The following is a 26958-nucleotide window of genomic DNA, read 5'->3' on the forward strand; positions in this document are numbered from 1 at the left end:
TAGCGCTTTTAGCCGGTTTATCTTGTTTTTGTCGAGGAGAACAATGGCCGCCACATCATCCAACGGAGCTTCTCCTATGCAAACCCGTCAACTGGGAAAGAACGGCCCGCAGGTGTCCGCCATCGGCCTTGGCTGCATGGGCATGACCGACTTCTACACCACCGGCACCGATACCAGGGAGGCCACCGCCACCTTGCATCGCGCCCTGGAGCTGGGGATCAACCTGCTGGACACCGCCGACATGTACGGGCCCCACAGCAACGAAATCCTGATCGGCCAGGCGATCCGCGGCAAACGCGACCAGGTGTTCCTGGCCAGCAAATTCGGCATTGTCCGCGACCCCGGCGACCCGGCGGCGCGCGGAGTGAACGGCCGCCCCGACTACATCCGCCAGGCGATCGACGGCACCCTGCAGCGCCTGGGCGTGGAAACCCTGGACCTGTATTACCAGCACCGCATCGACCCGGACGTGGCCATCGAGGAAACCGTCGGCGCCATGGCCGAGCTGGTACAGGCCGGCAAGGTTCGCTACCTGGGCCTCAGCGAAGCCTCGGCGGCAACGCTGGAGCGGGCCCACAAGGTGCATCCGATCAGCGCCCTGCAAAGCGAATATTCGTTGTGGAGCCGCGACCAGGAAGACAACGGCTGCCTTGCGGCCTGCCAACGCCTGGGCATCGCCTTTGTGCCATACAGCCCACTGGGGCGAGGCTTTCTCACCGGCGCCCTGAAGAGCCCGGAAGATTTCGCCGCCGACGACTACCGGCGTTTCAGCCCACGCTTCCAGGGCGAGAACTTCACCAAGAACCTGCTGCTGGTGGAACAGGTCAAGCAACTCGCGGTGGCCAAGGGCATCACCACCGGGCAACTGGCCCTGGCTTGGGTGCTGGCGCAGGGTGATTACCTGATCCCGATTCCGGGCACCAAGCAACGCAAGTACCTGGAAGAGAACGTCGCCGCGCTGCAGGTCCACCTCAGCGCCGATGAACTGCTGGCCCTGGAGCGGATCTTCAGCCCCGACGCCACCGCCGGCGAGCGTTACCCGCAAGCGGTGATGGCCCTGCTCGACCGGTAGACGGCCGGCCACAACAAAGGCCCTCGACCGGTTGATCGGTCGAGGGCCTTTGTTGGTCGCCTCACGCCTTGGCGGAGTGATTCTTGTCGGTCACCGTAGTGCCGTTGCCCTTGCCGTAGCTTTGCAGGTTCTGCAGCACGTAGATGGCTTTCTTGTACTCGGGGATCAGGTAGCTGGCGTACTTGTTGCCCTTGAGGTTGTTGGTCTGGATGTTGTCCAGCTGGATCGCGAAGTACTCCAGGGCGTTGAACTTGGCATCCGGGTCGGACTGCACGCCGAAGCGGTCGAACTTGTCGCCGGCGTTGAGCAGGGTCATCGCCGTCACGTCGCTGATCAGGCCCTTCTGCTTGAGGAAGGTGCTCATGTTGCCCAGTTGCTTGGCGCTGACGTTCTCCGGATCGAACCCCTTGATCTGCTTGTGCAGCTTCATTTCGTCCATCTTGAACACGTTCAGCGCCAGCGGGTTCTGGCCGACCAGGGCCAGCATCTGCTTGACCTTGACGCTCTGGCTGACCGGCTTGCCCCGGGTGCCAGTGTCCTGCACCAGCAGACCGGCTTTGCTGGTCCAGCCGCCGACATATCCAATTGTCATAAAAGACTCCTGTGTACGGGTTTTTCCATAGCCTTATATCCACTTGCACAGCCAACTAGAGGGTTGCGCAAGTTCAACTAATAAGCGTCTGAAAAGCCTGATTGAGGGAAACGATGCCCGTGAGTATCGGCGCGCCAGAGCACCTCTCCAATAAATATTTCGGCTTTTTACAATTTTTGTACATTTCCGATACAAATGCCTGGAAGCCACGGTTTTGCTAGCTGAAACAATTGTTTAACAATCCAGCCCATGACAACTAAGCGACAACTTATGGGTATTAATGTACCGAATGGTTAGTTGCGACCAAGTGTTCTTAAGAGCCTTCATGACGCCATCTTGCGGGGATCTTCCACGACATTGCTGCGCAACGACCCGACTGTGCATGACGCCCTTCCTTTACAACGGGAAAAGCCTTGCATCGCCCTCTTGACGAGCTACCTCGAAATCCGCTGAACGGCTGATTTGCGCGCCTCCATGGCAGGCGCGCGGGCAACTATATTTGATGCTCCTACTGCAAGGAGGTGCATCATGGAACAACGTCAGCAGCACCTTTTGGACGAGCTCATCTTCCATGAGCTCTACATCGACGCGCCGATCGATACCGTCTACTACTACGTGACTCAGCCGGATCGCTGGCACGAGTGGCATCCCGCTTCCCTGCGCGCCGACACCGGCCTGGCTGGCTCGTTGCCGGCGGGGCATCGCTTCAGCAAAACCATCGATCTGCTCGGCCTGCAGATCCACATGAGTTGCCGGGTACTGGTCGCGGTATTTCCCAAGGAGTTCAAGATCGTCTTCAGTTCTCCGCCAGCAGACGGCTCGATCCACTATCAGTTGTGCAAATACGGGGATGGAACCCTGTTCAAGCGCACCCTGCATTACTGCTCCGACCTCAACCTGGTCAGCCTGCGCCCGCGTATCGAGCACTTGTCCCAACTGGCCATGGTCAACCTCAAGCGCAACCTGGAAAAGATCGCCCACTGATCCGGCAACGGGTGGCGCCGCGCTGGCTGACAAATCTGTAATCTTCACCTCAGTTTTCTGACAGGCCGCGCCGCTTAAGGTCGTCTCATACCTGACCAGCAGGATCGAGGGAGCCTTGGGGCATGCATGTAAAACCCACACGACGCAGTTTTATCAAGGGTCTGGCCGCCGGTGGCGTACTGGCCGGCACCGGGCTGTGGCAACAGCCGCTCTGGGCACGCAGCGAGGACGGCCAGCTGCCCGCCCTCAGCGGCCAGCAGTTCGACCTGTTCATCGGTGAATCCCAGGTCAACTACAGCGGCACCTCGCGCACCGCGATGACCATCAACGGCGGCCTGCCCGGCCCGCTGCTGCGCTGGCGCGAGGGCGACACCGTGACCATCCGGGTGCGCAACCGCCTCAAGGAGGACACCTCGATCCACTGGCACGGCCTGATCCTGCCGGCCAACATGGACGGCGTGCCGGGCCTGAGCTTCCACGGCATCGCCCCCGACGGCCTCTACGAATACCGCTTCAAGGTCCGGCAGAACGGCACCTACTGGTACCACAGCCACTCGGGGTTGCAGGAGCAGGCCGGGGTCTACGGGCCACTGGTGATCGAGGCCCGCGAGCCGGAACCCTTCCAGTACGACCGCGACTACGTGGTGATGCTCAGCGACTGGAGCGACGAGGCGCCCGAACGGCTGATGCACATCCTGAAAAAGCAGCCCGGCTACTACAACTTCCACAAGCGCACGGTCGGTGACTTTATCGAGGACGTCAGCCGCGACGGCTGGGCGGCCACCCTCGCCGATCGCAAGATGTGGGCGCAGATGAAAATGACCCCCACCGACCTGGCGGACGTCAGCGGCTATACCTACACCTACCTGATCAACGGCCAGAGCCCCGGCGGCAACTGGACCGGGCTGTTCAAGCCCGGCGAGAAGCTGCGCCTGCGCCTGATCAACGGCTCGGCCATGAGCTACTTCGACCTGCGCATTCCCGGCCTGAAGATGACCGTGGTCGCCGCCGACGGCCAATACGTGCAGCCGGTCAGCGTCGATGAGCTGCGCATCGCCGTGGCGGAAACCTACGACGTGCTGGTCGAGCCCGGCTCGCAGGAAGCCTACACCCTGTTCGCCCAGGCCATGGACCGCAGCGGCTACGCCCGCGGCACCCTGAGCCAGCGTCCGGGGCTGAGCGCGACCGTGCCGCCACTCGACCCGCGGCCGCTGATCAGCATGGCCGACATGGGCATGGATCACGGCAGCATGGCTGGCATGGACATGGGCGCCATGCCCGGCATGGATCATGGCCAGATGCAAGGCATGGACCACAGCCAGATGCAGGGCATGGATTCCAGCAACATGGCCGGTATGGACCACAGCGGCATGGCCGGCATGTCAGGCATGGACCACGGCGCCATGGGTGGCGCCATGCAAAGCCACCCGGCCTCGGAAGACGGCAACCCGCTGGTGGACATGCAGACCATGAGCCCGACGCCGAAGCTCGCCGACCCGGGCATCGGCCTGCGCAATAACGGGCGCCGGGTGCTGACCTACGCCGACCTGCGCAGCACCTTCGAAGACCCGGACGGGCGCGAACCGAGCCGCACCATCGAACTGCACCTGACCGGGCACATGGAGAAATTTTCCTGGTCGTTCGACGGCATCAAGTTCAGCGACGCCGAGCCCCTGCGCCTGACCTATGGCGAGCGGGTGCGCATCACCCTGGTCAACGACACCATGATGACCCACCCCATCCACCTGCACGGCATGTGGAGCGACCTGGAAGACGAACAGGGGCGCTTCCTGGTGCGCAAGCACACGATCGACATGCCGCCGGGCAGCAAGCGCAGTTACCGGGTGACCGCCGATGCCCTGGGGCGCTGGGCCTATCACTGCCACCTGTTGTTCCACATGGAGATGGGCATGTTTCGCGAAGTACGAGTGGACGAAGCCGGGAGCGCCGCATGATGCCGAAAAACGCCTTGACCCTGTTCGCCGCCCTGCTCGGCCTCAGCGCCGGGCCACTGCAGGCCGCCGAAAGCATGGATCACTCCAGCATGGATCATTCGTCCATGCCGGCCTCCTCTATGCCAGGCAACCCGATGCCGGGCATGGACCACAGCCAGATGACCGGCATGGACGGCGAACCCTTGCAGACCATGGAACCCGCGGCGCCCACCCAAAGCCGCACGCCGATCCCGGTACTCACCGATGCCGACCGCCGCGCCGCCTTCCCGCCGATGGCCGGCCATGGCGTGCACGACAAGGCGATCAACTCGCTGTGGCTGGTCGACCGCCTGGAATACCAGGACGCCGATGATGGCAGTGCCCTGGCCTGGGAAATGAACGGCTGGATTGGCGGCGACATCGACCGGCTGTGGCTGCGCAGCGAGGGCGAGCGCACTAACGGCCGGACCGAAAACGCCCAGGTCGAAGCGCTCTGGGGCCATGCCATCGGCCCCTGGTGGGATGTGGTCAGTGGCGTGCGCCAGGACTTCAAGCCCGGCGCGCCGCAGACCTGGGCCGCCCTCGGGCTGCAAGGCATGGCCCTGTACAACTTCGAAAGCCAGGCCACCGCCTACCTCGGCGAAGGCGGCCAGAGTGCCCTGGGGCTCCAGGCCGAATACGACATCCTGCTGACCAACCGTCTGATCCTGCAGCCCAACGCGGAGGTCAGCCTGTACGGTAAGAACGACCCGCAACGCGGCATTGGCTCGGGGCTCTCCTCGCTGGAAGCCGGCCTGCGCCTGCGCTACGAGCTGCACCGCCAGTTCGCGCCCTACGTCGGCGTGACCTGGAGCCGCAGCTACGGCAAGACCGCGGACTACGCCCGTGAAGAAGGCGAAGACAGCAGCGAAGCCCGCCTAGTGCTCGGTGTGCGCCTGTGGTTCTGACCTCCCTTCAATAGATAACTAAAAACATCACGCGGCCAATGCCGCCTGGAGCCTTGCATGTCCTACCTCAAGCATCTCGCCATTGCCGTCACTTTCGGTGCCGGCCTGACCCTCGCCGGCGTCGCCCAGGCGCACCCCAAGCTGCTGGCCTCGACCCCGGCCGAAGGCGCCAAGGGCGCGGCACCGGCGAAGATCGAACTGCAATTCTCGGAACCCCTCACCACCAAGTTTTCCGGGGCCCGATTGCTAATGACCGGCATGCCCGGGATGAGCCACGCACCGATGCCGGTCAAGGCCAGCGTGGCCGGCGGCAGCGATCCGAAAAGCATGATCATCAGCCCCGCCACCCCGCTACCGAAGGGCAGCTACAAAGTCGAGTGGCGGGCGGTGTCCGCCGACACCCATCCGATCACCGGCAACCTGACCTTCGAAGTCAACTGAGCCATGGGCGAACTCATCAACGTCGCCCTGCGTTTTGCCCTGTACCTCGACCTGATGCTGCTGTTCGGCCTGGCACTGTTCGGCCTTTACGGGCTGCGTGGCGCGCAGAGCCTCCGGCGTTTTCGCCGGCCTCTGGCGACCACCCTGGTGCTGGGCGTGCTGCTGTCGGGCGCCGCGCTGCTGCAACTGGTGCTGTCGATGAGTGGCGCCACCCGCCTGGCCGAACTGGACCCGGCGCTGGTGCCCGTGCTGGTGCTGGAAACCGATGTCGGCCAAAGCTGGCTGCTGCGCCTGGCGGCGTTGCTGCTGGCGGGCGTGCTGCTTCTGTTCAGCAGTGGCTGGTCGAGATTCACCCTCTACGGCCTGATTCTGTGCACGGCGACCGCCCTGGCCAGCCTGGCCTGGGGCGGCCACGGGGCGATGAGCGAAGGTGGCCAGCGTTACCTGCACCTGGGCAGCGACATCCTGCATTTGCTGGGCGCCGGCGCCTGGCTGGGGGCGCTGGCGGCTTTCGCCCTGCTGCTGCGCCGTGGCGCCTGCGAAGGCGAACAGCAGGCGGGCCACCTGCTCGATGCCCTGAAGGGGTTTGCCAGCCTGGGCACACTGATCGTGGTCAGCCTGAGCCTCAGCGGGGTGCTCAATTACCTGCTGATCGTCGGCCCGGACCTGGCAACGTTGAGCGCCAGCACCTACGGCCTGCTCCTCAGCCTGAAGGTGGCGGTGTTCGCCAGCATGCTGGTGTTCGCCGCGTTGAACCGCTTCCATCTGGTTCCGCAGCTGGAACAGGCGCTGCACCAGGCCTCGCCCCAGGCGGCCCTGCCCGCCTTGCGTCGCAGCATGCTGCTGGAACTGGCGGCGGCCCTGCTGATTGTCGGCCTGGTGGCCATGCTCGGCATCCTGAGCCCGGCTCCCGAATGAACGCCTATCGCGGGCACGCCTCTGTAGGAGCGAGGCTTGCCCGCGATGAACGACAACGCGCAGCACCAGACAAACCGCGGCGCCCGAACGACAAGCGCTTGGTATAACGTTGAAACACAAGCGCCGCGCCGCGCTCGAGAAAAGTAGCAAAATACGCCACCCTGTCGGCCCAAGACCGCGCCCCCGAGGCGCCCTGATGATCAAGAGACTCCCTATGCACAACTCTCTGCGCCTGGCAGCCCTGTCTGCCCTGCTCGTCGGCTCCCTGGCCCAGGCCGCCGACCTGATCCCCATCGACGTGCACCGCGACGCCAACTGCGGCTGCTGCAAGAAATGGATCGAGCACCTGCAAGCCAACGGCTTCAAGGTCAACGACCATGTCGAAAGCAATATGAGCGAAGTCAAGCAGCGCCTGGGCGTGGCCCCGCGCCTGGCGTCCTGCCACACCGCGGTGATCAACGGCAAATTCGTCGAAGGCCATGTGCCGGCCGACCAGGTGCTGGCCCTGAGCAAACGCGACGACCTGCTCGGCGTCGCCGCCCCCGGCATGCCCATGGGTTCGCCCGGCATGGAAATGGACGGCATGCCCGCCGATGCCTACCAGGTCATCGGCCTGACCAAGGACGGCAAGGACGTGGTGGTCGCGGACTACCCGGCCCATTGATCCTCACCGCCTGCCTCGGCCTGTTCCTGGCGGCCTTCGGCGCCGCCACCCTGCTGCCACTGCAATCCGAAGCCGTGCTGGTGGGCCTGCTGCTCAACGGCCAGTTCAACCTGTGGTTGCTGCTGGCCGTGGCCACCCTCGGCAATGTCCTCGGCTCCCTGGTGAACTGGTGGCTGGGCCAGCGCCTGGAACGCTACAAGGACCGCCGCTGGTTCCCCGTCGGCCCACGCCACCTGCAAACCGCCCGCAACCATTACCAGCGCTATGGCCATTGGTCCCTGCTGCTGAGCTGGCTGCCGATCATCGGCGACCCGTTGACCCTGGTGGCCGGAGTCATGGGCGAACCGCTCAAACGCTTCCTGCTGGTCGTCACCCTGGCCAAGGGTGCGCGTTACGGCGTGCTGGCCTGGATGACCCTCGGCTGGGTCGGTTGAGCTGACGGGGCCAGCCTCCAGGCTCATAAGCATGACCACGAAGGGAACGTTTTGCCCTGGCGATGGCCTCTGCTTATTAATGTCGCGCTAATCGCGCCGCTCCAGGATCGCCCCATTCTCTCGGAGGTCATGTATGTCCCTAAGCCCCACCCGCTGCAGCCTCACCCGCTGGTTACCCGGCCTGCTGCTGACCGCCGCCCTGCCCGCCCTCGCCGCCGAAGGCCCGGCCTACGGTCCCGAGTTGCAAGGCTTCGACTATCCCTACCCGTTGCAGCACTTTGCCTTCGAGTCCCAGGGCCAGGCCCTGCAGATGGGCTATATGGACGTGCCGGCCAAGGGCACGCCCAACGGCCGCAGCGTGTTACTGATGCACGGCAAGAATTTCTGCGGCGCGACCTGGGACAGTTCGATCAAGGCCTTGAGCGACGCCGGCTACCGGGTCATAGCCGCGGACCAGATCGGCTTCTGCACCTCCAGCAAGCCCGAGCACTATCAATACAGCTTCCAGCAGCTGGCGCAGAACACCCGGCAGTTGCTGGACCGGCTGGGCATCCAGCAGATCAGCCTGCTGGGCCATTCCACCGGCGGCATGCTGGCTACCCGCTATGCCTTGCAATACCCCGAGCAGGTGCAACAACTGGCGCTGGTCAACCCGATCGGCCTGGAAGACTGGAAGGCCCTCGGCGTGCCCTACCGCAGCGTCGACCAGTGGTACGCCCGCGAGCTCAAGCTGTCGGCCGAGGGTATCCGCAACTATGAGCGCAGCACCTATTACGGCGGCCGCTGGAAGCCGGAATTCGAGCGCTGGGTGGACATGCTCGCCGGCCTCAACCAGGGGCCTGGGCACACGCGGGTGGCGTGGAACTCGGCGCTGATTTACGACATGATCTTCACCCAGCCGGTGTACTACGAGTTCAAGGACCTGAAGATGCCGACCCTGCTGTTGATCGGCACCGCCGACACCACGGCGATCGGCAGCGACATCGCGCCGCCGGCGGTCAAGGCGCGGATCGGCAACTACCAGGTGCTGGGCAAGCAGGTGGCCGGGCTCATCCCGCACTCGACCCTGATCGAGTTCCCGGGCCTGGGCCACGCCCCGCAGATGGAAGAACCGGCGCAATTCCACCAGGCCCTGCTGGGCTGGCTGGCGTCACATTGATGCGTTTTCCCCTGGAGCCTTCATGAGTGTGCAGATCGCGGTAATCGATGATTGGCAGGACGTCGCCCGTGACGTCGTCGACTGGTCGCTGCTGTCGGGCATTGGCCAGGTCAGCTTTATCCATGACTACCCCAGCGACACCGTCGCCATGAGCGAGCGCCTGGCGCCGTTCGAGGTGATCTGCGTGATGCGCGAGCGCAGCCGTTTCGACGCGGCCCTGCTGCGCAGCCTGCCGCGGCTCAAGCTGCTGCTCACCGGCGGCATGCGCAATGCCGCCATCGACCTCGCCGCCGCGGCCAGCCTGGGTATCCAGGTGTGCGGCACCGACAGTTACAAGCACGCGGCGCCGGAGCTGACCTGGGCGCTGATCATGGCCCAGACCCGCAACCTGCTCAGCGAAGCCAGCGCCCTGCGCGCCGGCCTCTGGCAACAGGGGCTGGGCGGCGACCTGCACGGCAAGACCCTGGGCATTCTCGGCCTGGGCAGCATCGGCCAGCGGGTGGCGCAGTTCGGCCAGGTGTTCGGCATGCGGGTGATCGCCTGGAGCGAGAACCTCACCGCCGAGCGGGCCGCGGCGGCCGGCGTGACCTACGTGAACAAGCAGCAGTTGTTCGAACAGGCCGACGTGCTCTCGGTGCATCTGGTGCTCAGCGAGCGCAGCCGCGGTCTGGTGGACGCCCAGGCGCTGGCCTGGATGAAACCCTCGGCGCTGCTGGTCAATACCGCCCGTGGGCCGATCGTCGATGAAGCGGCGCTGATCAGCGCCCTCGAACGCGGGCGCCTGGCCGGCGCGGCGCTGGATGTGTTCGAGCAGGAGCCGCTACCCCTCGACCATCCGTTGCGCCGCCTGCCCAATGTGCTGGCCACACCCCATGTCGGTTATGTCAGCCAGCAGAACTACCGGCAGTTCTTCACCCAGATGATCGAGGACATCCAGGCCTGGGCCGCCGGCCAGCCGATCCGTCAGCTGGGCTGAAACCACCTCGGGCATTGCGCCAGCACTGCCCTGCACCATCATCGGGCGCGGGCGGTTTTTCCCCGCACCGCCTGCTTGCATCCCCCTCACCGTTTTCGCGCCCGTGCCAGAAAACCTCGCCCCCGGCCGGTGCGCGAGACTGCCTTTCGTCGGCTTTATTCCAGGGCAGCGCAACCTTCGCCCCGAGAAAACCTAATCGTCATGCCCGCGCTCTAACTTCTGTCCTAGACTGGAATTCAAAAAGTGACCGGACAGTCACCCCCGAGGAAATAAAGTCGAAACTTTTGGCTCACGCCTTGGGTCAGGTTAAAGGTAGGGCCTTCGCGACTGGTGCAATCCTTGCAATGGCCCCTTCACCCTCTTTGCGTCGACGCATGAGGCTGCGTTCGGCTTTCGCATGTGCAACGTTTTTGTGCCCGGCCACCGGATTGGCCTTTTGACACCGCCGGCAGATGCCAGGAACAGATCAATAAAACGGGAGAAACAGATGACCAGTGCCGTATTGCAAACCCAGGGAAAGCATCCTCTGCCGCTGGCCGGTGAGACGGCCTCCACATCGATTCTCGCCCCAGGTGGCAAGACGTCACTGCCCTTGATCCACCACAACCCCAATCGCAAGAAGGTCCTGTTCGTCACCTCGGAAATCGCCGATCTGGTCAAGACCGGCGGCCTGGGCGACGTCTCGGCGGCCCTGCCCCGCGCCATGGCGCACCTGCACGATGTACGCCTGCTGATCCCCGGCTACCGGCAGGTGATGCACAGCGAAAACCCGATTCATATCATTGGCGAACTGGGCGGCCACGCGGCCCTGCCGGCCTGCAAGATCGGGCGCATGGATATGCCCGACGGCCTGGTGATCTATGTGCTGATCTGCCCCGAACTCTATGAGCGCGAAGGCACGCCCTACGGCGCCAACAACGGCCGCGACTGGCCGGACAACCATATCCGCTTCGCCCGCCTGGGCCTGGCCGCGGCCGACATCGCCGCCAACCTGGCGCAGATCCACTGGTGCCCGGACCTGGTGCACGCCCATGACTGGCCCGCCGGGCTGGCGCCGGCCTATATGCACTGGCGCGGGCAGCGCACGCCGACCCTGTTCACCATCCACAACCTGGCGTACCAGGGCGTGGTCAGCCTGGCCTCCTGCCCGGAGCTGGGCATTCCCGAACACGCCCTGCAACAGGAAGGCATGGAGTTCTACGGCAAGCTGTCGTTCCTCAAGGCCGGCATGGCCTACGCCAGCCACATCACCACCGTCAGCGCCACCTATGCCCAGGAAATCACCACCCCGGCCTTCGGCTGCGGGCTTGACGGTTTCCTCGCCAGCAAGACCCAGCAAGGCCTGCTCAGCGGCATCCCCAACGGCATCGACGAAAGCTGGGACGCCGCCACCGACCCGCACCTGTCCACGCCCTTCGCCATCGGCGACTGGCAAGGCAAGGCCGCCAATGCCGCCCATGTGCGGCGGATGTTCGGCCTCGACCCCGGCAGCGGTCCGCTGTTCGCCGTGGTCTCGCGCCTGGTCTACCAGAAAGGCCTGGACCTCACCGAAGGCGTGGCCGAGTACATCGTCAAGTCCGGCGGCCAGATCGCCATTATCGGTCGCGGCGAACCGGAAGAAGAACAGGCCATGCGCGCCCTGGCTGCGCGTTTCCCCGGGCGCATCGGGGTGAATATCGGCTTCAACGAAACCGACGCCCGCCGCATGTTCGCCGGCAGCGACTTCCTGCTGATGCCTTCGCGCTACGAGCCCTGCGGCCTGAGCCAGATGTACGCCCAGCGCTTCGGTTCGTTGCCGGTGGCGCGCAATACCGGCGGCCTGGCCGACACCATCGAGAACGGCGTCACCGGCTTTCTGTTCGACGAGTCCACGGTGGCCAGCTACGAAGAAGCCCTGAGCCGCGCCTTCAAGGTGTTCGCCTATCCGCAGTTGCTCAACGCCATGCGCTGCCGGGCCATGGCCGCGCCCTTCAACTGGTGCAAGGCGGTGGAACCCTACGCCGAACTCTATGAACAGCTGGTGGCCAAGGCCTTGGGAAAATCGGCCAAACCCTGAGAGGGCACCCCAAGATGCCGTCAAGGACACTGGAAACCTGGCCCCACGGCACCGTTCCACTCGATGCCCAGCGCACCCGCTTCGCCCTCTGGGCGCCGGATGCGCAGCACGTCAGCGTCGAACTCGAACACGGCGTGTCGCTGCCCATGCTGCCCCAGGCCAACGGCTGGTTCATGGTCGTCGGCCATTGCCCGCCCGGCACCCGCTACCGCTTCAACATCGACAATGAGATCCGCGTCCCCGACCCGGCATCCCGGGCCCAGGACGGCGATGTCCATGGCCCCAGCCTGGTGGTCGATCCCCGGGCCTATCGCTGGCAGCACCCGCACTGGCAAGGCCGGCCGTGGCACCAGGCGGTGATCTACGAGCTGCATGTGGGGGTGCTGGGCGGTTACCGCGAAGTGGAAAAACACTTGCCGCGCCTGGCCCAGCTGGGCATCACCGCCATCGAGCTGATGCCCCTGGCGGAGTTTCCCGGCGATCGCAACTGGGGCTACGACGGCGTCCTGCCTTATGCACCGGAAGCCTCCTACGGCTCGCCCGACGACCTCAAGCACCTGATCGACTGCGCCCACGGCCTGGATCTCGCGGTGATGCTCGACGTGGTCTACAACCACTTCGGCCCCGACGGCAACTACCTGCAGCACTACGCCAAGGCCTTCTTCAGGGAAGACCGGCATACGCCCTGGGGCGCGGCCATCGACTTTCGCCGCCAGCCGGTACGCGATTTCTTTATCGACAATGCCCTGATGTGGCTGCTGGAGTACCGCTTCGACGGCCTGCGCCTGGACGCGGTGCATGCGATCGACGACCCGGACTTCCTGTCCGAACTGGCGCAGCGGGTACGCCAACGGATCGACCCGGCGCGACAGGTCTGGCTGACCGTGGAAAACGAGTACAACCAGGCCAGCCTGCTGGAGCAGCACTTCGATGCGCAGTGGAACGACGACGGCCACAACGCCCTGCATGTGTTGCTCACCGGCGAAACCGACGCCTACTACGCCGACTTCGCCAAACGCCCCACCGAGAAACTGGCGCGCTGCCTGAGCCAGGGCTTCGCCTACCAGGGCCATGTCACGCGCCACGGCACCGCTCGCGGCGAACCCAGCGGCCACCTGCCGCCCAGCGCTTTCGTGCTGTTTTTGCAGAACCACGACCAGATCGGCAACCGCGCCTTCGGCGAACGCCTGGTGCGCCTGGCCGAGCCACAGGCGTTGCGGGCGGCCACGGTGCTGTTGTTGCTGTCGCCGATGATTCCGCTGCTGTTCATGGGCGACGAGCTGGCGGCGCCGCAGCCCTTCCTGTTTTTCACCAGCCACCACGGCGAACTGGCGGATGCAGTGCGCGAAGGCCGGCGCGGTGAGTTCGCCGCCTTTAGCGCCTTCGCCGATCCGCATAAACGCGAGCAGATTCCCGACCCGAACGCGCCGGCCACCTTCCTCGCGTCGAGGCCGCAGGCGGACCCAGCCCAGGGCGAACAGACCCTGGCGCTGTATCGCCAACTGTTGCAACTGCGCCGCGAGCACATCGTGCCCTGCCTGCCCGGCGCCGAAGCCCTGGGCGCCGAGGTGCTGGCCGAGGGTGCCCTGTGTGCCCGCTGGCGCCTGGGCAATGGCCAGGAGCTGCGCATCGACCTCAACCTGAGCCCGCACCAGGTCGAACAGCGGCCACCGAATACCACGCAGCGCCTGTTCGATTACCCGGCCCAGGCGTTCGAACGCTTGCAGCAAGGCTATCTCGCCCCCTATAGCGCACTGGTCAGCCTCGGCGCGGCCGCCCCACTGCCTGACCTTGACGGAGAACGCCCATGAGCGACGCGCAACTGGAAATCCTTGCCAGCCGAGCCGGCCTGGCCGTCGACTGGATCGACGCCAACGGCCGCCCGCAACGGGTCGAGCCGCGGGTGCTGCGAAGCGTGCTGGCCAGCCTCGGCCATCCGGCCGACAACGACCGGCAGATCGAAGCCAGCCTGCGCCAGCTGCTACAGGTGCAACAGAGCCGGCAACTGCCACCGCTGCTGACCGCCGATGTTGGCCAGAGCCTGGACCTGGGGCATTACTTCGCCCCGGACACGCCCTGCGAAATCCACCTGGAGGACGGCAGCGTGCTCAACCTCAAGCTGGACGCCAACTCCATGCTGCCGGGCCTGGTGCCGGTGGGTTACCAGGAGGTGAGCATCGCCGGCCAGCACTTCACCCTGGCCGTGGCGCCCGAGCGCTGCTACAGCGTCGCCGATGCCGTGGACCAGGCCACGCCCCGCGCCTGGGGCCTGAGCGTGCAGCTGTATTCGCTGCGCCGCAGCGGCGATGGCGGTTATGGCGATACCCAGGCGTTGGAAGATTTGATCCGGGTCGCCGGCGAACGGGGCGCCGAGGCCATCGCCATCAGCCCGCTGCATGCCATGTTCAGCAGCGACACCGGACGCTACAGCCCTTATTCGCCGTCCAGCCGGCTGTTTCTCAACAGCCTGTACGCCGCGCCCGGGACCATTCTCGGCGAGCGGGCCTGGCGCAGCGCCATCGACGCCAGTGGCCTGGGGTCGCAGCTGCAACAGCTGGAACAACAGCCGATGGTCGACTGGCCGGTGGCGGCCCAGGCCCGGCAGAAAGTCCTGCGCGCGCTTTATGAAGGCTTCTGCCAGGGCGAACATCCGCTGCACCAGGATTTCGCCAGTTTCCGCCACGCCAGCGGCGAGGCCCTGGAAAACCACTGCCGCTTCGAAGCCATCCAGGCCCAGCGCGCGGCCCGTGGCGAAAGCCTCGACTGGCGCGAATGGCCCGATGCCTGGCGCACCCCGCGCAGCCCGGCGCTGGCACATTTCGCCGTGGAGCACGCCAGCGACATCGGCTTTTATGCCTTCTGCCAATGGCTGATCGCCCGTTGCCTGGAGCGCGTGCAGAGCACCGCCCGCAGCAGCGGCATGGGCATCGGCCTGATCGCCGACCTGGCGGTGGGCGCCGACGGCGGCGGCAGCCAGGCCTGGAGCCGCCAGGACGAACTGCTGGCGGCGCTGACCGTCGGCGCGCCGCCGGACATTCTCAATCGCCAGGGCCAGGGCTGGGGCATTTCCGCTTTCTCCCCGGAGGGCCTGGTGCGCAATGGCTTCCACGCCTTTATCGAAATGCTCCGGGCCAACTTCGCCCATGCCGGCGGCCTGCGCATCGACCATGTGATGGGTTTGCAGCGGCTGTGGGTGATCCCCCTCGGCGCCCCGCCCTGCGACGGCGCCTACCTGTATTACCCGGTGGACGACCTGTTGCGCCTGCTGACCCTGGAGTCGCACCGGCACCAGGCGATCGTCCTCGGCGAAGACCTCGGCACGGTGCCCGACGGCCTGCGGGAAAAACTCAGCGCGCGGGCCATGCTCGGCATGCGCGTGCTGCTGTTCGAGCAGGAGCACGGCACGCATTTCCGGCCGATCCTCGACTGGCCGGACAATGCCCTGGCGACCACCAGCACCCACGACCTGCCGACCCTCAACGGCTGGTGGCAAGGCCGTGACATCGACTGGAGCGCGCGCCTGGGCCTGGTGGACGCAAGCGGCGAAACCCATTGGCGCGAACACCGCCAGCGTGAACGCGAGGGCCTGCGCCACGCCCTGAGCCGCGACCCACAGAACTTTCGCGAAGCTCCCCACATAGCCACCCACGAAGCCGACCAAGTGGTGGACGCCAGCGTGCGCTTCCTCGGCCATACCCGTGCGCCGCTGGTGCTGCTGCCCCTGGAAGACGCCCTGGGCATCGACGAACAGGCCAACCTGCCCGGTACCCTCGACAGCCATCCCAACTGGCGCCGGCGCCTGGCCGGCAGCAGCGCGGCCTTGCTCGACGACCCGGACGCCGCGCGCCGCCTGGAACTGCTGGCCTGCGCCCGGCTGCAGGCCCATGAGCGCGACCGATGAGCAGCGCCACGCTCCACAGCCAGCCCCTGCGGGCCACCTTGCGCCTGCAGTTTCATCGCGGTTTCAGCCTCGACGACGCGGTGCCGCTGGTGCCCTACTTCGCCCGCCTGGGCATCAGCCACCTGTACGCGTCGCCGCTGCTGTGCGCCCGCGCCGGCTCGATGCACGGCTACGACGTGGTCGACCCGACCCGGGTCAACCCCGAGCTGGGTGGCGAGGCCGCGCTGGAGCGCCTGGTCCGCAGCCTGCGCCAGCACGACATGGGCCTGCTGCTGGATATCGTCTCCAATCACATGGCGGTCGGCGGCGCGGACAACCCCTGGTGGCAGGACCTGCTGCGCTGGGGGCGCCTGAGCCCCTATGGCGAGTTCTTCGATATCCAGTGGCACTCCCCCGACCCCTTGATGGAAGGCCAGTTGCTGCTGCCGTTCCTCGGCAGCGACTACGGCGTGGCCCTGCAGGAAGGCACGCTGCGGCTGTGCTTCGATGCCGAACGGGGCGAGTTTCATGTCGAGCACTACCAGCATCACTTCCCGATCTGCCCCAGCGACTATGGCGAGCTGCTGCGGGTCCCGGGCGAGCTCGACGCCGAATCGGCCGAGCGCCTCAAGCCACTGGCCGATGCCTTCAGCACCCTGCGCTACCAACCCGACGCCCACACCCAGGCCGAACCCTTGCAGCGGCAATTGCAGGACGCCGCCAGTGCCCCACAGGTCCGCGCGGCCATCGAGCAGCAGCTGGCGCAGTATGACGCGCGCCAGCCGGAGGGCTTCGCCCGCCTGCACGCCCTGCTGGAGCAACAGAGTTATCGCCTGGCCAGCTGGCGCACCGCGGCGGACGACATCAACTGGCGGCGCTTCTTCGACATCAACGAACTGGGTGGGCTGCGGGTCGAGCGCCCGGCGGTGTTCGAGGCCACCCACGGGAAAATCTTCCAGTTGATCGCCGCCGGCCTGGTGGACGGGCTGCGCATCGACCATATCGACGGCCTGGCCGATCCCCGCGGCTACTGCCGCAAGCTGCGGCGCCGGGTCGATGCGCTGCGCCCCGGCCAGCACCTGCCGATCTACGTGGAAAAGATCCTTGGCACCGGCGAAACCCTGCGTCGCGACTGGTGCGTGGACGGCAGCACCGGCTATGAATTCATGAACCAGCTGTCGCTGCTGCAACACGACCCGCAAGGCGCCGAGCCTCTGGCCGAACTCTGGAGCCGGCACAGCGAACGCCCGGCAGCCTTTCTCGAAGAAGCCCGGCTGGCGCGCCAGCAGTTGCTCAACGGCTCGCTGGCCAGCGACTTCGAAAGCGTGGCCCAGGCCCTGCTGCAAGTGGCGCGCAACGACGTGATGAGCCGCGACCTGACCCTGGGCGCCATCCGCCGTGCCTTGCAGGAACTGATCGTGCACTTCCCGGTGTACCGCACCTACATCGGCGCCTGCGGGCGCTCGGCGGCGGACGAGGCGTTTTTCCAGCAGGCCCTGCAAGGCGCCCGCGACACCCTGGGCGAAGCCGACTGGCCGGTGCTGGCCTACCTGCAACAGTGGCTCGGCGGCCGCGGCTGGCGCCAGCTGCCACCGGGGCGCCAGCGCAAGGTGCTCAAGCATGCCTGCGTGCGCTTCCAGCAATTGACCTCGCCGACCGCGGCCAAGGCGGTGGAAGACACCGCGCTCTATCGCTCGGCGGTGCTGCTGTCGCGCAACGACGTGGGTTTTTCCACCGAGCAGTTCTGCGCCCCGGTGGAAGCTTTCCACGCGGTCTGCCGCGAGCGCCTGGCGACCTTCCCCGACAACCTGCTGGCCAGCGCCACCCACGATCACAAGCGCGGCGAAGATGCCCGCGCGCGCCTGGCGGTGCTCAGCGAACTCAGCCCCTGGTACGTCGCACAGGTCGAACACTGGCGCAGCCTGGCCCAGGCCCTGCGCAGCGATCCCCAGGCGCCCGGCGCCGGTGACGAGCTGATTCTCTATCAGGCCCTGCTCGGCAGCTGGCCACTGGAACTGCACAGCGACGACAGCCAGGGCCTGCGGGACTATGCCCGGCGCCTCTGGCAATGGCAGGAAAAAGCCCTGCGCGAAGCCAAGCTGCACAGCAGTTGGGCGGCGGCCAACGAGGCCTATGAAAGTGCGGTCCACCAGTTTATCGAGCGGCTGTTGCTCAGCCCCGAGGGCCTGCCGTTGCGCAGCGCCATAGGCACAGCCGTGCAGCGCATCGCGCCCGCTGGCGCCCTCAACGGCCTGGCTCAATCCTTGCTGCGCATGACCGTGCCCGGCGTGCCGGACCTGTATCAGGGCAACGAGTTCTGGGACTTCAGCCTGGTGGACCCGGACAACCGCCGCCCGGTGGACTTCGCCACCCGACAACAGGCTCTGGACCCCTGCGGCGAAACCATGGAACTGTTGGCGAATTGGCGCGACGGGCGCATCAAGCAGGCCCTGATCGCCGCCACGCTGGAGCGCCGCGGCGAGTACCCGCAGCTGTTTCGCCGGGGCACCTACCAGCCGCTGGAAGTACAGGGCCGACACGCCGACAAGGTGCTGGCCTTCATGCGCGAACACCAGGGCCAGCGCGCCGTGGTGATAGTGCCCAGGCTGGTCGCCGGGCTGCTGGAAAGCGGCGCGCACCCCCGGGTCGACGCGCCGGATTGGGGCGATACGCGAGTGCATCTGCCATTCGCCGCGCCAGGACAAAACCTGAAAGGACTTTTTTCCACGGGGGCAGTCACACCCCACAAGGATCTGATGATCAGCAGCGCATTGCGGGATTTCCCGGTCAACCTCTTCATCCAAACTTGAGTTCAGTTCAGGAGCATTGCGATGAGTACCGACGACAAACGCATTCGTGAGTTCGCCTATCAAATCTGGGAATCGGAAGGCCGGCCCGACGGCCAGGAACACCGGCATTGGGAAATGGCCCGCAAGCTGGCCGAAGCCGAGGCCCTGGCCCCGAGCAAACCACCCAGGGCGACCCGCGCCGCCAGCGCCAAGCCTGGCAAGCCCGCGGCAAAGCCCAAGGCCGTCGCCAAACCCGCGGCGGCGGCACCCCTTGTGCCTCCTGGAGAAAGGACGCCTCCTGGAGAAAAGGTGCCGCCCGGAGGCAAAAGCAGCGCGGCGAAAAAGCCACGAGTACCGCGCAAGCCAGCGGCCAGCTGACGACCTTTCGCCAAGGCGCTCGCGCCACCCTCCACTGCCGGCCTTGCCCATGTGCGTGGCGCGCCCGTGCGCCACAGGGAGCCTGTTCGCCCATCTGATTCCCAGGAGCCTCCATGACCACGTCCAAAACAGCCACCACGCCGAAAACCTCGCCAGCGACCGAACCCTCGCGCATCCGCGAAGGCCTGCCCTTCCCGCTCGGCGCGACCTGGGACGGCCTGGGGGTCAACTTCGCGCTGTTCTCGGCCAATGCCACCAAGGTCGAGCTGTGCCTGTTCGATGCCACGGGCGAAGTCGAACTGGAACGCATCGAACTGCCGGAATACACCGACGAGATCTTCCACGGCTACCTGCCCGACGCCCATCCCGGGCTGATCTACGGCTACCGGGTGCACGGCCCCTACGACCCGGCCAACGGTCATCGCTTCAACCCCAACAAACTGTTGATCGACCCCTATGCCAAGCAACTGGTGGGCGAGCTGAAATGGTCCGAGGCACTGTTCGGCTACACCATCGGGCATCCCGATGCCGACCTCAGTTTCGACGAGCGCGACAGCGCGCCCTTCGTGCCGAAATGCAAAGTGATCGACCCGGCCCACACCTGGGGCCACGATCATCGGGTCAGCGTGCCCTGGGACAAAACGATCATTTATGAGACTCACGTGCGCGGCTTCACCATGCGTCATCCCTCGGTGCCGGAAGCGGTGCGCGGCACCTTCGCCGGGCTGATGGTCGACGATGTGCTGGAGCACATTCGCAAGCTCGGGGTGTCCTCGGTGGAGCTGTTGCCGATCCATGCCTTCGTCAACGACCAGCACCTGCTGCACAAGGGCATGACCAATTACTGGGGCTACAACAGCATCGCCTTCTTTGCCCCCGACCCACGCTACCTGGCCAGCGGCAAGATCGCCGAGTTCAAGGAAATGGTCGCGCACCTGCACGAAGCCGGGCTCGAACTGATACTCGACGTGGTCTACAACCACACCGCCGAGGGCAACGAACAAGGCCCGACCCTGTCCATGCGCGGCATCGACAATGCCTCCTACTACCGCCTGATGCCCGACGACAAACGCTTCTATATCAATGACTCCGGGACCGGCAACACCCTCGACCTGAGCCACCCCTGCGTGCTGCAGATGGTCACCGATTCGCTGCGCTACTGGGCCACGGAAATGCACGTGGACGGTTTCCGCTTCGACCTGGCGACCATTCTCGGGCGTTATCACGATGGCTTCGACGAGCGCCACAGCTTCCTCGTGGCCTGCCGCCAGGACCCGGTGCTGCGCCAGGTGAAGCTGATCGCCGAGCCGTGGGACATCGGCCCCGGCGGTTATCAGGTGGGCGGGTTCCCGCCGGGCTGGGTGGAATGGAACGACAAGTTCCGCGACACCGTGCGCGCCTTCTGGAAAGGCGACGACGGCCAGCTCGCCGATTTCGCCGCGCGCATGACCGCCTCCGGCGAGATGTTCAACCAGCGCGGCCGGCGACCTTATACCTCTGTCAATTTCGTGACCGCCCACGATGGCTTCACCCTGCACGACCTGGTGTCGTACAACGACAAGCACAACGAAGCCAACGACGAGGACAACCAGGACGGCAGCAACCACAACCTGTCGTGGAACCACGGCGTCGAAGGCCCCACCGACGACCCGCAGATCAATGCGCTGCGCCTGCGCCAGATGCGCAATTTCTTCGCCACCCTGCTGCTGGCCCAGGGCACGCCGATGCTCGTCGCCGGCGACGAGTTCGCCCGCACCCAGCACGGCAACAACAACGCCTATTGCCAGGACAGCGAAATCGGCTGGGTCAACTGGGACCTGGACGACGACGGCAAGTCGCTGCTCAAGTTCGTCAAGCGCCTGGTCAAGCTGCGCATGGCCTATCCGATCCTGCGCCGCGGACGCTTCCTGGTGGGCAACTACAACGAGGACATCGGGGTCAAGGACGTCACCTGGCTCGCCCCGGACGCCAGCGAGATGACCACCGAACAATGGCAGGACAGCCACGGCCGCTGCCTGGGCATGCTGCTCGACGGCCGCGCCCAGGAAACCGGAATCCGCCGCCCCGGCGCCGACGCGACCCTGCTGCTGGTGGTCAACGCCCATCACGACATCGTCAACTTCTGCCTGCCGGAAGTGCCCGATGGCGGCTTCTGGACCTGCATGCTCGACACCAACCAGCCTTCGGTGAAAGGCCAGGAACGCTTCGAGTTCGGCCACCAGTACTCGGTGACCGGGCGCTCGCTACTGCTGTTCGAACTGCAGCACGAGGGAGAGGACTGACTACGAAACTGATCCTGCAAGATTTGCAAATAACCTCGATTTGCGCCTCCTGAAGCCGGCACCTTATAGTCCCCGCTCGCCCATATGGCGACCGGGTTTGGCGACCTGGAAAAGAAATTTTGGAAAAGCACCTCAGTGCCTTTAGCCTTCTGCGAAGCTATGCCTTCGCAAAAGCTCAATGGTGGCTGTGCGTGGGAGACCTTCGGGTCTGCCGGTTCTTTCCTTGAGTTTCACCGGTTCGCCAACCCGCGCACAGCTGCCACCCTCATTTGTTTGGCGACGGATACCGGGCGGCTTCTTGAAAACAAGGAGAGTTACCCATGAACAAGCAATACATCCCCCTCACCAGCATCGACTGCACGATCCCCTGCCTGCTGATCGACAGAAACGCCCCGCTCGATGTCCTCCACGCCAATAGCAGCGCCCGCCTGCTCGCCGTCACCCAATTGATGGAAAGCCTCGCACGGGTAGAACTGAAAGATGCCGACTGCGTCGATCTGCAACACATGGCCAACGCCAGCGCCATTCTGCTTCGCGACAGTTGCGACCTGATGGACGTGATGGGCTGGAAGGTTCGAGCTTAATTACAACCACTGCGGGAACTTGAAGTGCCCCTCTTTGCGGGGCACTTTCATTCAAAATGCGGACGACATGAAATATCGTTTGAGAGCAGCATTCAGCTTGGAATCAGGTCGGGCATCTGCCCGTAGAGATTTCTCAAGACATGCGTAGTGCACTCCTCGTTTTTTACTTCTCAGCCGACCAATACCAAAGCGTATCGCCCCAATTCGAACCGGTGAAACTCGGCATCGTCTCCCCCAGGTTGAAATAGCGTCGGGAGTTGGCTTTAGCGGGAGTAAACCAGTACCCCGCTACACTGCAAGGCTGGCCGGCTTCAAGGCGTGCGGGAATCTTTGACTGGGCATCTTCCTGATCGAACCGCGCATACCAGCGAGCGGTACTATCCTCCTCAAAGCCATCTCCGTAGGGTGAATATGGATGCAATTGATCAGGGTTTTGAATGCGGATCGGTTTGATTACTTTATTCACTGCTACGTAAGACGGCGGAGGGCCATCCTCCAGTTTTCCGAGCTCCGGATACTCACCCGCTTGAATGATAAGACCGTTGCTGTAGGTCAATACCTCAATATCACCGCGCCCGCTGAACGCATGGCGAAGCGATGATTCACCGCCCAGGTAATCCACAAACTCTTTGCCTAAAACGGTGAACCAGTTGACCCCCTTGATGACATCCAGCAGTTCGATTGACGAGGCATGGGGCATGGAGTCAACTTCCAGCCCGCAATACTGCTGAGCCAGTTGATACTCGGTGGGGATATAGCTGTGGTAGTCATAAGGCAAGATGCTCGATAAACCGCCGTATCCGTGCTCTGCCTTGACCTGGTCACACAAATAGACGACCCACTCCTGAAACCGTAAACGACCGCCAGGCTCTTTGAGAAGGCTCCAGGGCATCACAAGTTTGATGTAAGAACGGAGTTTGTCACCATGAATTTCAAACGAATTCATTGCAGAAAGGGAGTATTCGTCGGCTTCTGTTTCCTCAGGAGCACTGCCTAGGAAAAAACTGAACTCTTCATTGCCATCGCTCTTTGAAATGGCCTGTTGAGCTTTTTCGAAATGGGCAGAGGTCAACTTTTGATGGCGGCCGTAGACCATACATTTGAGACAGGACTGATACTCTTCGTAAAAACGGCGGAAACACCCTAGGACGTTTTCTTTGGTCTCGCTCGTGTAGCCTTGTTTGAAATACAGAGTGAGGATCAGACCTAGCCTCACGACGGGCTTCCCGTCCGGCAGTTCGAAAACAAGGTCGGGTGCTTGTTGGTCCAGCTTTTCTAATGCGTTCATGCGCTCTCTCATTTAGCCGGCAGTGGCCGTGGCAGTGACTGCCGCACCACCCAAAATTGTGACCAGCAAGGCCCAGGAAACTTGGGCCAAACGAACAATGACCAGCAGACCAGCCACGATGCTGGCCGGGATGCCTGCGGCGACAACTGCCGCCCCTACTGCAATAGCCACAACCACGGTTGCGACGACGATACCCACGTCAATCATCACCTGTACCCAGTCGATTTCGCGCAGAGCCTCCAAGGTAATATCTGTATATCGTTGTAGCTCTTTCCAGATGGCTCGCAATTGCTCATCCGTCCAGCGAATTACCTGCGCACCGGTCTCACTTATCCATTCCCACGCTTTTTGCGACTCACGACGAACCCATTCACCTTTAATTCCCAACCAAGTTGCAGCATCCTCCAGATGCTGTTGGACTTCTTGGGACAGTTGCCTAATACCTTGAGCACCCTGTTCCAACAGGCCATCTACCGCGGATTGAACCTGTTGGGTCCAGCTTTCCACATGAGCAGGTCTCGGTGTTGACGCTGGCCCGTAGGCTGGAACTGGAACAGGCGCAGGTCGGGGTGGCTCATCCGGATTTCGAGGGGGAGGCAACAGTGTCGGCCATTGTTGAGGATTGAATTCACCCGTTGGCTTGTGCTCTCTGTTGTATTGCCGGTCTCGTTCGCGATCACCATCATCGCGACAGTCATTGATTTCAAGAACCGAAAATCGACGGCGCCCACCCGCTATCAGCAAATAAGCTCGTTCCTGATCGGGGTAAAGCTTGTCCCCCGGAAACTTCACCTCCACCAACCGCTCCAGATTATCGGGGTGAGCAACGCCCTGATGATCTGCACCTGCTTGTCCTGGCCAACGAAGGCTCCGGTCTTTTACGATGATGACGTCCGGGCGTCGTAGTAAGCCTTTGACCGATCCTTTGGGAAACGGAAATAAGGTATGACGCCGCAATGGATCGGGCTTCTTATCCTCGCCAAGCCACGAGGAACTGAGAAATGGTTTGGGTGGAAGGGATGCCATGTCGAAACAGACTTCCGCTTTATAGTCCCAGCGGAAATCCCAGCGGTACTCGTCCGCACGGACCAAGCCACTCATGACAAGTTGCTTGAGTTCCAGGCCTGTGACACCACCGTCCTTTGCCTTCTTGATGGACAACTTCGGAAACCGCGAAGCGTAATTCGCTTTCTCCATCAAGTACGGTTTGTTATCCGGATTGGGCAATGGCGCTTGTTTGACGGTGCCTTCAATACTGGTGCTGGTACAGCCCTGCGGGGTTTGAGGTGGTTGCATTACCGCCATTTGTCAGCCCTCCGGATTGGCGTTTTTGAAGTCAAGGGTCATTTCCTTTGGTGCGCTCTCACCCGCCCTGATCAATGGTTCTTCAGGCTCTGGCTTGCGAACGGGAGTTAATAACTCCACTTCAGCCGGGTTAGTGCTGTGAGCCTGAAATGTTTTTCCTTCTTCGTTGGTATAACCGGCAATACGGGTGCCATCAGCCAGCTTCAATGTGTAAGGGATGCCTACCAATGGCGTACCTGTTTTCTCATCCTGAAGCAGATAACGCGCTTTATGGCTACGGGGAGCATTTTCCAATAGTGCCCCGGCTTTATCCTGGTCGGCGGCACCCGGTGGCAAGGGCCGTAAAATCGCTAGCCCCGATCCCGTTCCCGGCGCGCCCCCGGAATTGATCTTCACATCGGCGCCGCTGATGGTCACGCCACCGCCGTCGAGCTTGACGAAGCTGCCGCCGGCCTTGGCGGTGAGTTCGGCGCCGGCTTCCAGGACTACGATGTTGCCGGTCTTGTAGTGAATCTCCTGACCTGCCTCGACGAATTGCGCGGTGCCGATGTTGGCGTGCTGGGTGACGGCCACGGTGAGGTGGTCGTTGGCGCGGATTTCGCTCTTGCGGTCGAGGTGGGTGATGCGGTGTTCTTCGGCCTTGAGTTCGGTGAGGGTGTTGGCTTCGACTGTGTCGTGGCGTTCATTGCCGACGCGGATCCGCTGGTCGTGCTCGACGTTTTCGTCCCAGTCGCGCTGGGCGTGCAGGTAGATCTGCTCGGCGCCTTTCTTGTCTTCGATGCGCAGTTCGTTATAGCCCTTGCCGCCCGGCGAGCTGAGGGTCTTGAAGGTGCTGCGGGTCTTGTTCGCCGGCAGGTCGTAGGGGACCACGTTTTCCTTGTGGTACAGGCAGCCGGTGACCAGCGGTTGGTCGGGATCGCCTTCGAGGAAGGTCACCAACACTTCCATGCCGATCCGCGGGATGGCGATGCCGCCGTAGGCCTTGCCGGCCCAGCCGCTGGCGACGCGGACCCAGCAGGAGGTGTTGTCGTCGGCCAGGCCGTCGCGGTCCCAGTGGAACTGCACCTTGATCCGGCCGTATTGGTCGCAATGGATTTCTTCGCCCTTGGGCCCGGTGACCACGGCGGTCTGGCTGCCCAGGGACTTGGGTTTCGGGTGTTCCAGCGGCGGGCGGTAGTGGGCGTCCCAGGGCGTGGCGAGGAAGCGGTTGCGGTAGCCCTGGTGGAAGTCGTCCTTGTGGCTGGTGACATCGCTGGTGATGTTCTCGCCCAGCACCTGCGGTTGCTTGCCCTCATGGATCACTTCCAGCAGCAGCCACAGGTCGTTCCATTCGCTGCGCGGGTGGGCGGCCAGGGTCAGGAAGTGGCCGCTGACCAGACTCGGCTCGTCGCCTTTGCCTTCGGCCAGCTGGTAGTCGCTGCGGTGGCGTTCCAGGGCGCGGGTCGCCAGTTGCTTGCCGCGGGCCTGCTGGGTGAACAGGCCGGGGTAGTCGTAGTCTTCCAGGTCCGGCATGGCCCCGGACTTGGCCGCGCCTTCGGGCAGCAGCCGTGGTTTCTCGAAGTCGTAGTCGCGGCGGCTGACGCGACTGGTGCGGGTTTCCAGGCGCAGGTTGAAGCGCTTGATCACCGGCTGTTCGGCGGCCATGCCGGAGTCCTGCTGGTAGTTCACGGCCGCCAGCTTGCGGAACACCGTCTGGTCGTCGCCGAACACCAGCTTGTGGCCGCCGGTACTGTGCTGGAAGTGGAAGTGAATGCCTTCTTCTTCGCACAGGCGCTGGATGAAGTGCAGGTCGGACTCGTCGTACTGGGTGCAGTAGACCCGTTCCGGGTAGGTGGCGCCGAGCTGGAAACTGTAGGCGTCGGCCAGGATGCCGCGGGCCTCGAGGACCTGGGCGATGATCTTCGGCACGCTCAGGTGCTGGTAGATCTTCTGGTTGAAGTTGTGGCGCAGGTAGTTGAGCTGCGGGGTCAGGCTGATGCTGTAGCGGGTCAGCTTGCGCCCGGAATCACCCTGGGCGATGCGGTACACCAGGCCATGGATCAGGCCTTTGCCACTGCCTTTGCCTAAGCCGCCGAAGGTCAGGCAGGCCGGCTTGTGCAGCAGTTCCTCGAGCTTGAGGTCGGGACGCGCGCTGACCAGTTCGATATCGAAGCAGAAGGGCTGATTGAGGGCTTCGCGGCCAACGAAACTGAGGACCTGAAGGTCGACCGAGGCGCCTTCGATCGTCAGGGAAATATGGGTAGCGTTAGCATCCAGCATGCCGTGAAATCCATCC

General features: G+C 64.0%; 21 protein-coding genes. 17 read left to right on the forward strand and 4 right to left on the reverse strand.

Annotated features, from left to right (window positions below; translation table 11 throughout):
• Window positions 1-76 precede the first annotated feature (76 nt).
• Window positions 77-1072 carry an aldo/keto reductase gene (locus PVZ78_RS22460; RefSeq protein ID WP_009048834.1) on the forward strand — a complete coding sequence of 332 codons (996 nt, stop codon included), beginning with the start codon at window positions 77-79 and terminating at the stop codon, window positions 1070-1072.
• Window positions 1073-1133: 61 nt separating this feature from the next.
• On the opposite strand, the gene PVZ78_RS22465 is transcribed toward PVZ78_RS22460, so the two are convergent.
• On the reverse strand, window positions 1134-1664 hold the full coding sequence (locus PVZ78_RS22465; RefSeq protein ID WP_009048833.1) for a hypothetical protein: 531 nt from the start codon (window positions 1662-1664) through the stop codon (window positions 1134-1136).
• A 528-nt stretch (window positions 1665-2192) separates the two neighbouring features.
• On the opposite strand from PVZ78_RS22465, the gene PVZ78_RS22470 reads away from it, so the two are divergent.
• The 16 genes from PVZ78_RS22470 to PVZ78_RS22545 all read left to right on the forward strand — a co-directional run bounded on the left by PVZ78_RS22470 (window position 2193) and on the right by PVZ78_RS22545 (window position 22090).
• Entirely contained in the window at window positions 2193-2648 is a 456-nt protein-coding gene (locus PVZ78_RS22470) for an SRPBCC family protein (protein WP_009048832.1), read from the forward strand.
• 122 nt (window positions 2649-2770) lie between these two features.
• Window positions 2771-4603 (forward strand): copper resistance system multicopper oxidase, encoded by a 1833-nt coding sequence (locus PVZ78_RS22475; protein WP_009048831.1) that lies wholly within the window; start codon window positions 2771-2773, stop codon window positions 4601-4603.
• Window positions 4600-5529 carry a copper resistance protein B gene (locus PVZ78_RS22480; protein ID WP_273829286.1) on the forward strand — a complete coding sequence of 310 codons (930 nt, stop codon included), beginning with the start codon at window positions 4600-4602 and terminating at the stop codon, window positions 5527-5529. The genes PVZ78_RS22475 and PVZ78_RS22480 overlap by 4 nt, the downstream gene beginning before the upstream one ends.
• Window positions 5530-5586: 57 nt before the next feature.
• A complete protein-coding gene (copC, locus tag PVZ78_RS22485) occupies window positions 5587-5970 on the forward strand; it encodes a copper homeostasis periplasmic binding protein CopC (RefSeq protein WP_009048829.1) in 384 nt (127 codons plus the stop codon).
• 3 nt (window positions 5971-5973) lie between these two features.
• Entirely contained in the window at window positions 5974-6888 is a 915-nt protein-coding gene (gene copD / locus PVZ78_RS22490; protein ID WP_273829287.1) for a copper homeostasis membrane protein CopD, read from the forward strand.
• A 214-nt stretch (window positions 6889-7102) separates the two neighbouring features.
• Window positions 7103-7552, forward strand: coding sequence for a DUF411 domain-containing protein (locus tag PVZ78_RS22495; protein WP_053268959.1), 450 nt, complete (start codon window positions 7103-7105; stop codon window positions 7550-7552).
• Window positions 7549-7986 carry a YqaA family protein gene (locus tag PVZ78_RS22500; RefSeq protein ID WP_016704753.1) on the forward strand — a complete coding sequence of 146 codons (438 nt, stop codon included), beginning with the start codon at window positions 7549-7551 and terminating at the stop codon, window positions 7984-7986. Before PVZ78_RS22495 ends, PVZ78_RS22500 begins: the two co-directional genes overlap by 4 nt.
• A 133-nt stretch (window positions 7987-8119) precedes the next feature.
• A complete protein-coding gene (locus PVZ78_RS22505) occupies window positions 8120-9145 on the forward strand; it encodes an alpha/beta fold hydrolase (RefSeq protein WP_273829288.1) in 1026 nt (341 codons plus the stop codon).
• A 22-nt stretch (window positions 9146-9167) separates the two neighbouring features.
• On the forward strand, window positions 9168-10121 hold the full coding sequence (locus PVZ78_RS22510) for a D-2-hydroxyacid dehydrogenase family protein (protein ID WP_124301521.1): 954 nt from the start codon (window positions 9168-9170) through the stop codon (window positions 10119-10121).
• A 487-nt stretch (window positions 10122-10608) separates the two neighbouring features.
• On the forward strand, window positions 10609-12177 hold the full coding sequence (gene glgA, locus PVZ78_RS22515) for a glycogen synthase GlgA (protein ID WP_053268952.1): 1569 nt from the start codon (window positions 10609-10611) through the stop codon (window positions 12175-12177).
• Window positions 12178-12191: 14 nt separating this feature from the next.
• Window positions 12192-13988 carry a malto-oligosyltrehalose trehalohydrolase gene (gene treZ, locus PVZ78_RS22520; protein WP_273829289.1) on the forward strand — a complete coding sequence of 599 codons (1797 nt, stop codon included), beginning with the start codon at window positions 12192-12194 and terminating at the stop codon, window positions 13986-13988.
• Entirely contained in the window at window positions 13985-16078 is a 2094-nt protein-coding gene (gene malQ / locus PVZ78_RS22525) for a 4-alpha-glucanotransferase (RefSeq protein WP_273829290.1), read from the forward strand. Before treZ ends, malQ begins: the two co-directional genes overlap by 4 nt.
• The gene (locus PVZ78_RS22530) at window positions 16075-18867 is read left to right on the forward strand and encodes a malto-oligosyltrehalose synthase (protein ID WP_273829291.1); all 2793 of its coding nucleotides are present in this window, start codon (window positions 16075-16077) and stop codon (window positions 18865-18867) included. The genes malQ and PVZ78_RS22530 overlap by 4 nt, the downstream gene beginning before the upstream one ends.
• 21 nt (window positions 18868-18888) lie before the next feature.
• Window positions 18889-19224: a DUF2934 domain-containing protein gene (locus PVZ78_RS22535; RefSeq protein WP_273829292.1), complete on the forward strand. Its 336-nt coding sequence runs from the start codon at window positions 18889-18891 to the stop codon at window positions 19222-19224.
• A gap of 113 nt (window positions 19225-19337) precedes the next feature.
• Window positions 19338-21506, forward strand: coding sequence for a glycogen debranching protein GlgX (gene glgX, locus PVZ78_RS22540; protein ID WP_038632175.1), 2169 nt, complete (start codon window positions 19338-19340; stop codon window positions 21504-21506).
• Window positions 21507-21826: 320 nt separating this feature from the next.
• Window positions 21827-22090 (forward strand): hypothetical protein, encoded by a 264-nt coding sequence (locus tag PVZ78_RS22545; RefSeq protein ID WP_038632173.1) that lies wholly within the window; start codon window positions 21827-21829, stop codon window positions 22088-22090.
• Window positions 22091-22253: 163 nt separating this feature from the next.
• Here PVZ78_RS22545 and PVZ78_RS22550 read toward each other — a convergent pair whose 3' ends face one another.
• From PVZ78_RS22550 to PVZ78_RS22560, 3 genes are read right to left on the reverse strand one after another with little or no spacing between them, the layout of a single operon-like run.
• Entirely contained in the window at window positions 22254-23378 is a 1125-nt protein-coding gene (locus tag PVZ78_RS22550) for a DUF3396 domain-containing protein (protein WP_198918801.1), read from the reverse strand.
• A 12-nt stretch (window positions 23379-23390) separates the two neighbouring features.
• Window positions 23391-24683 carry a VRR-NUC domain-containing protein gene (locus PVZ78_RS22555; RefSeq protein WP_273829293.1) on the reverse strand — a complete coding sequence of 431 codons (1293 nt, stop codon included), beginning with the start codon at window positions 24681-24683 and terminating at the stop codon, window positions 23391-23393.
• A 3-nt stretch (window positions 24684-24686) separates the two neighbouring features.
• Window positions 24687-26942: a type VI secretion system Vgr family protein gene (locus PVZ78_RS22560; protein WP_273829294.1), complete on the reverse strand. Its 2256-nt coding sequence runs from the start codon at window positions 26940-26942 to the stop codon at window positions 24687-24689.
• Between the last annotated feature and the right edge of the window lie 16 nt (window positions 26943-26958).

Origin of the sequence: Pseudomonas sp. SBT1-2 (assembly GCF_028640875.1) — a bacterium.
Taxonomy (GTDB): Bacteria; Pseudomonadota; Gammaproteobacteria; order Pseudomonadales; family Pseudomonadaceae; genus Aquipseudomonas; species Aquipseudomonas chlororaphis_I.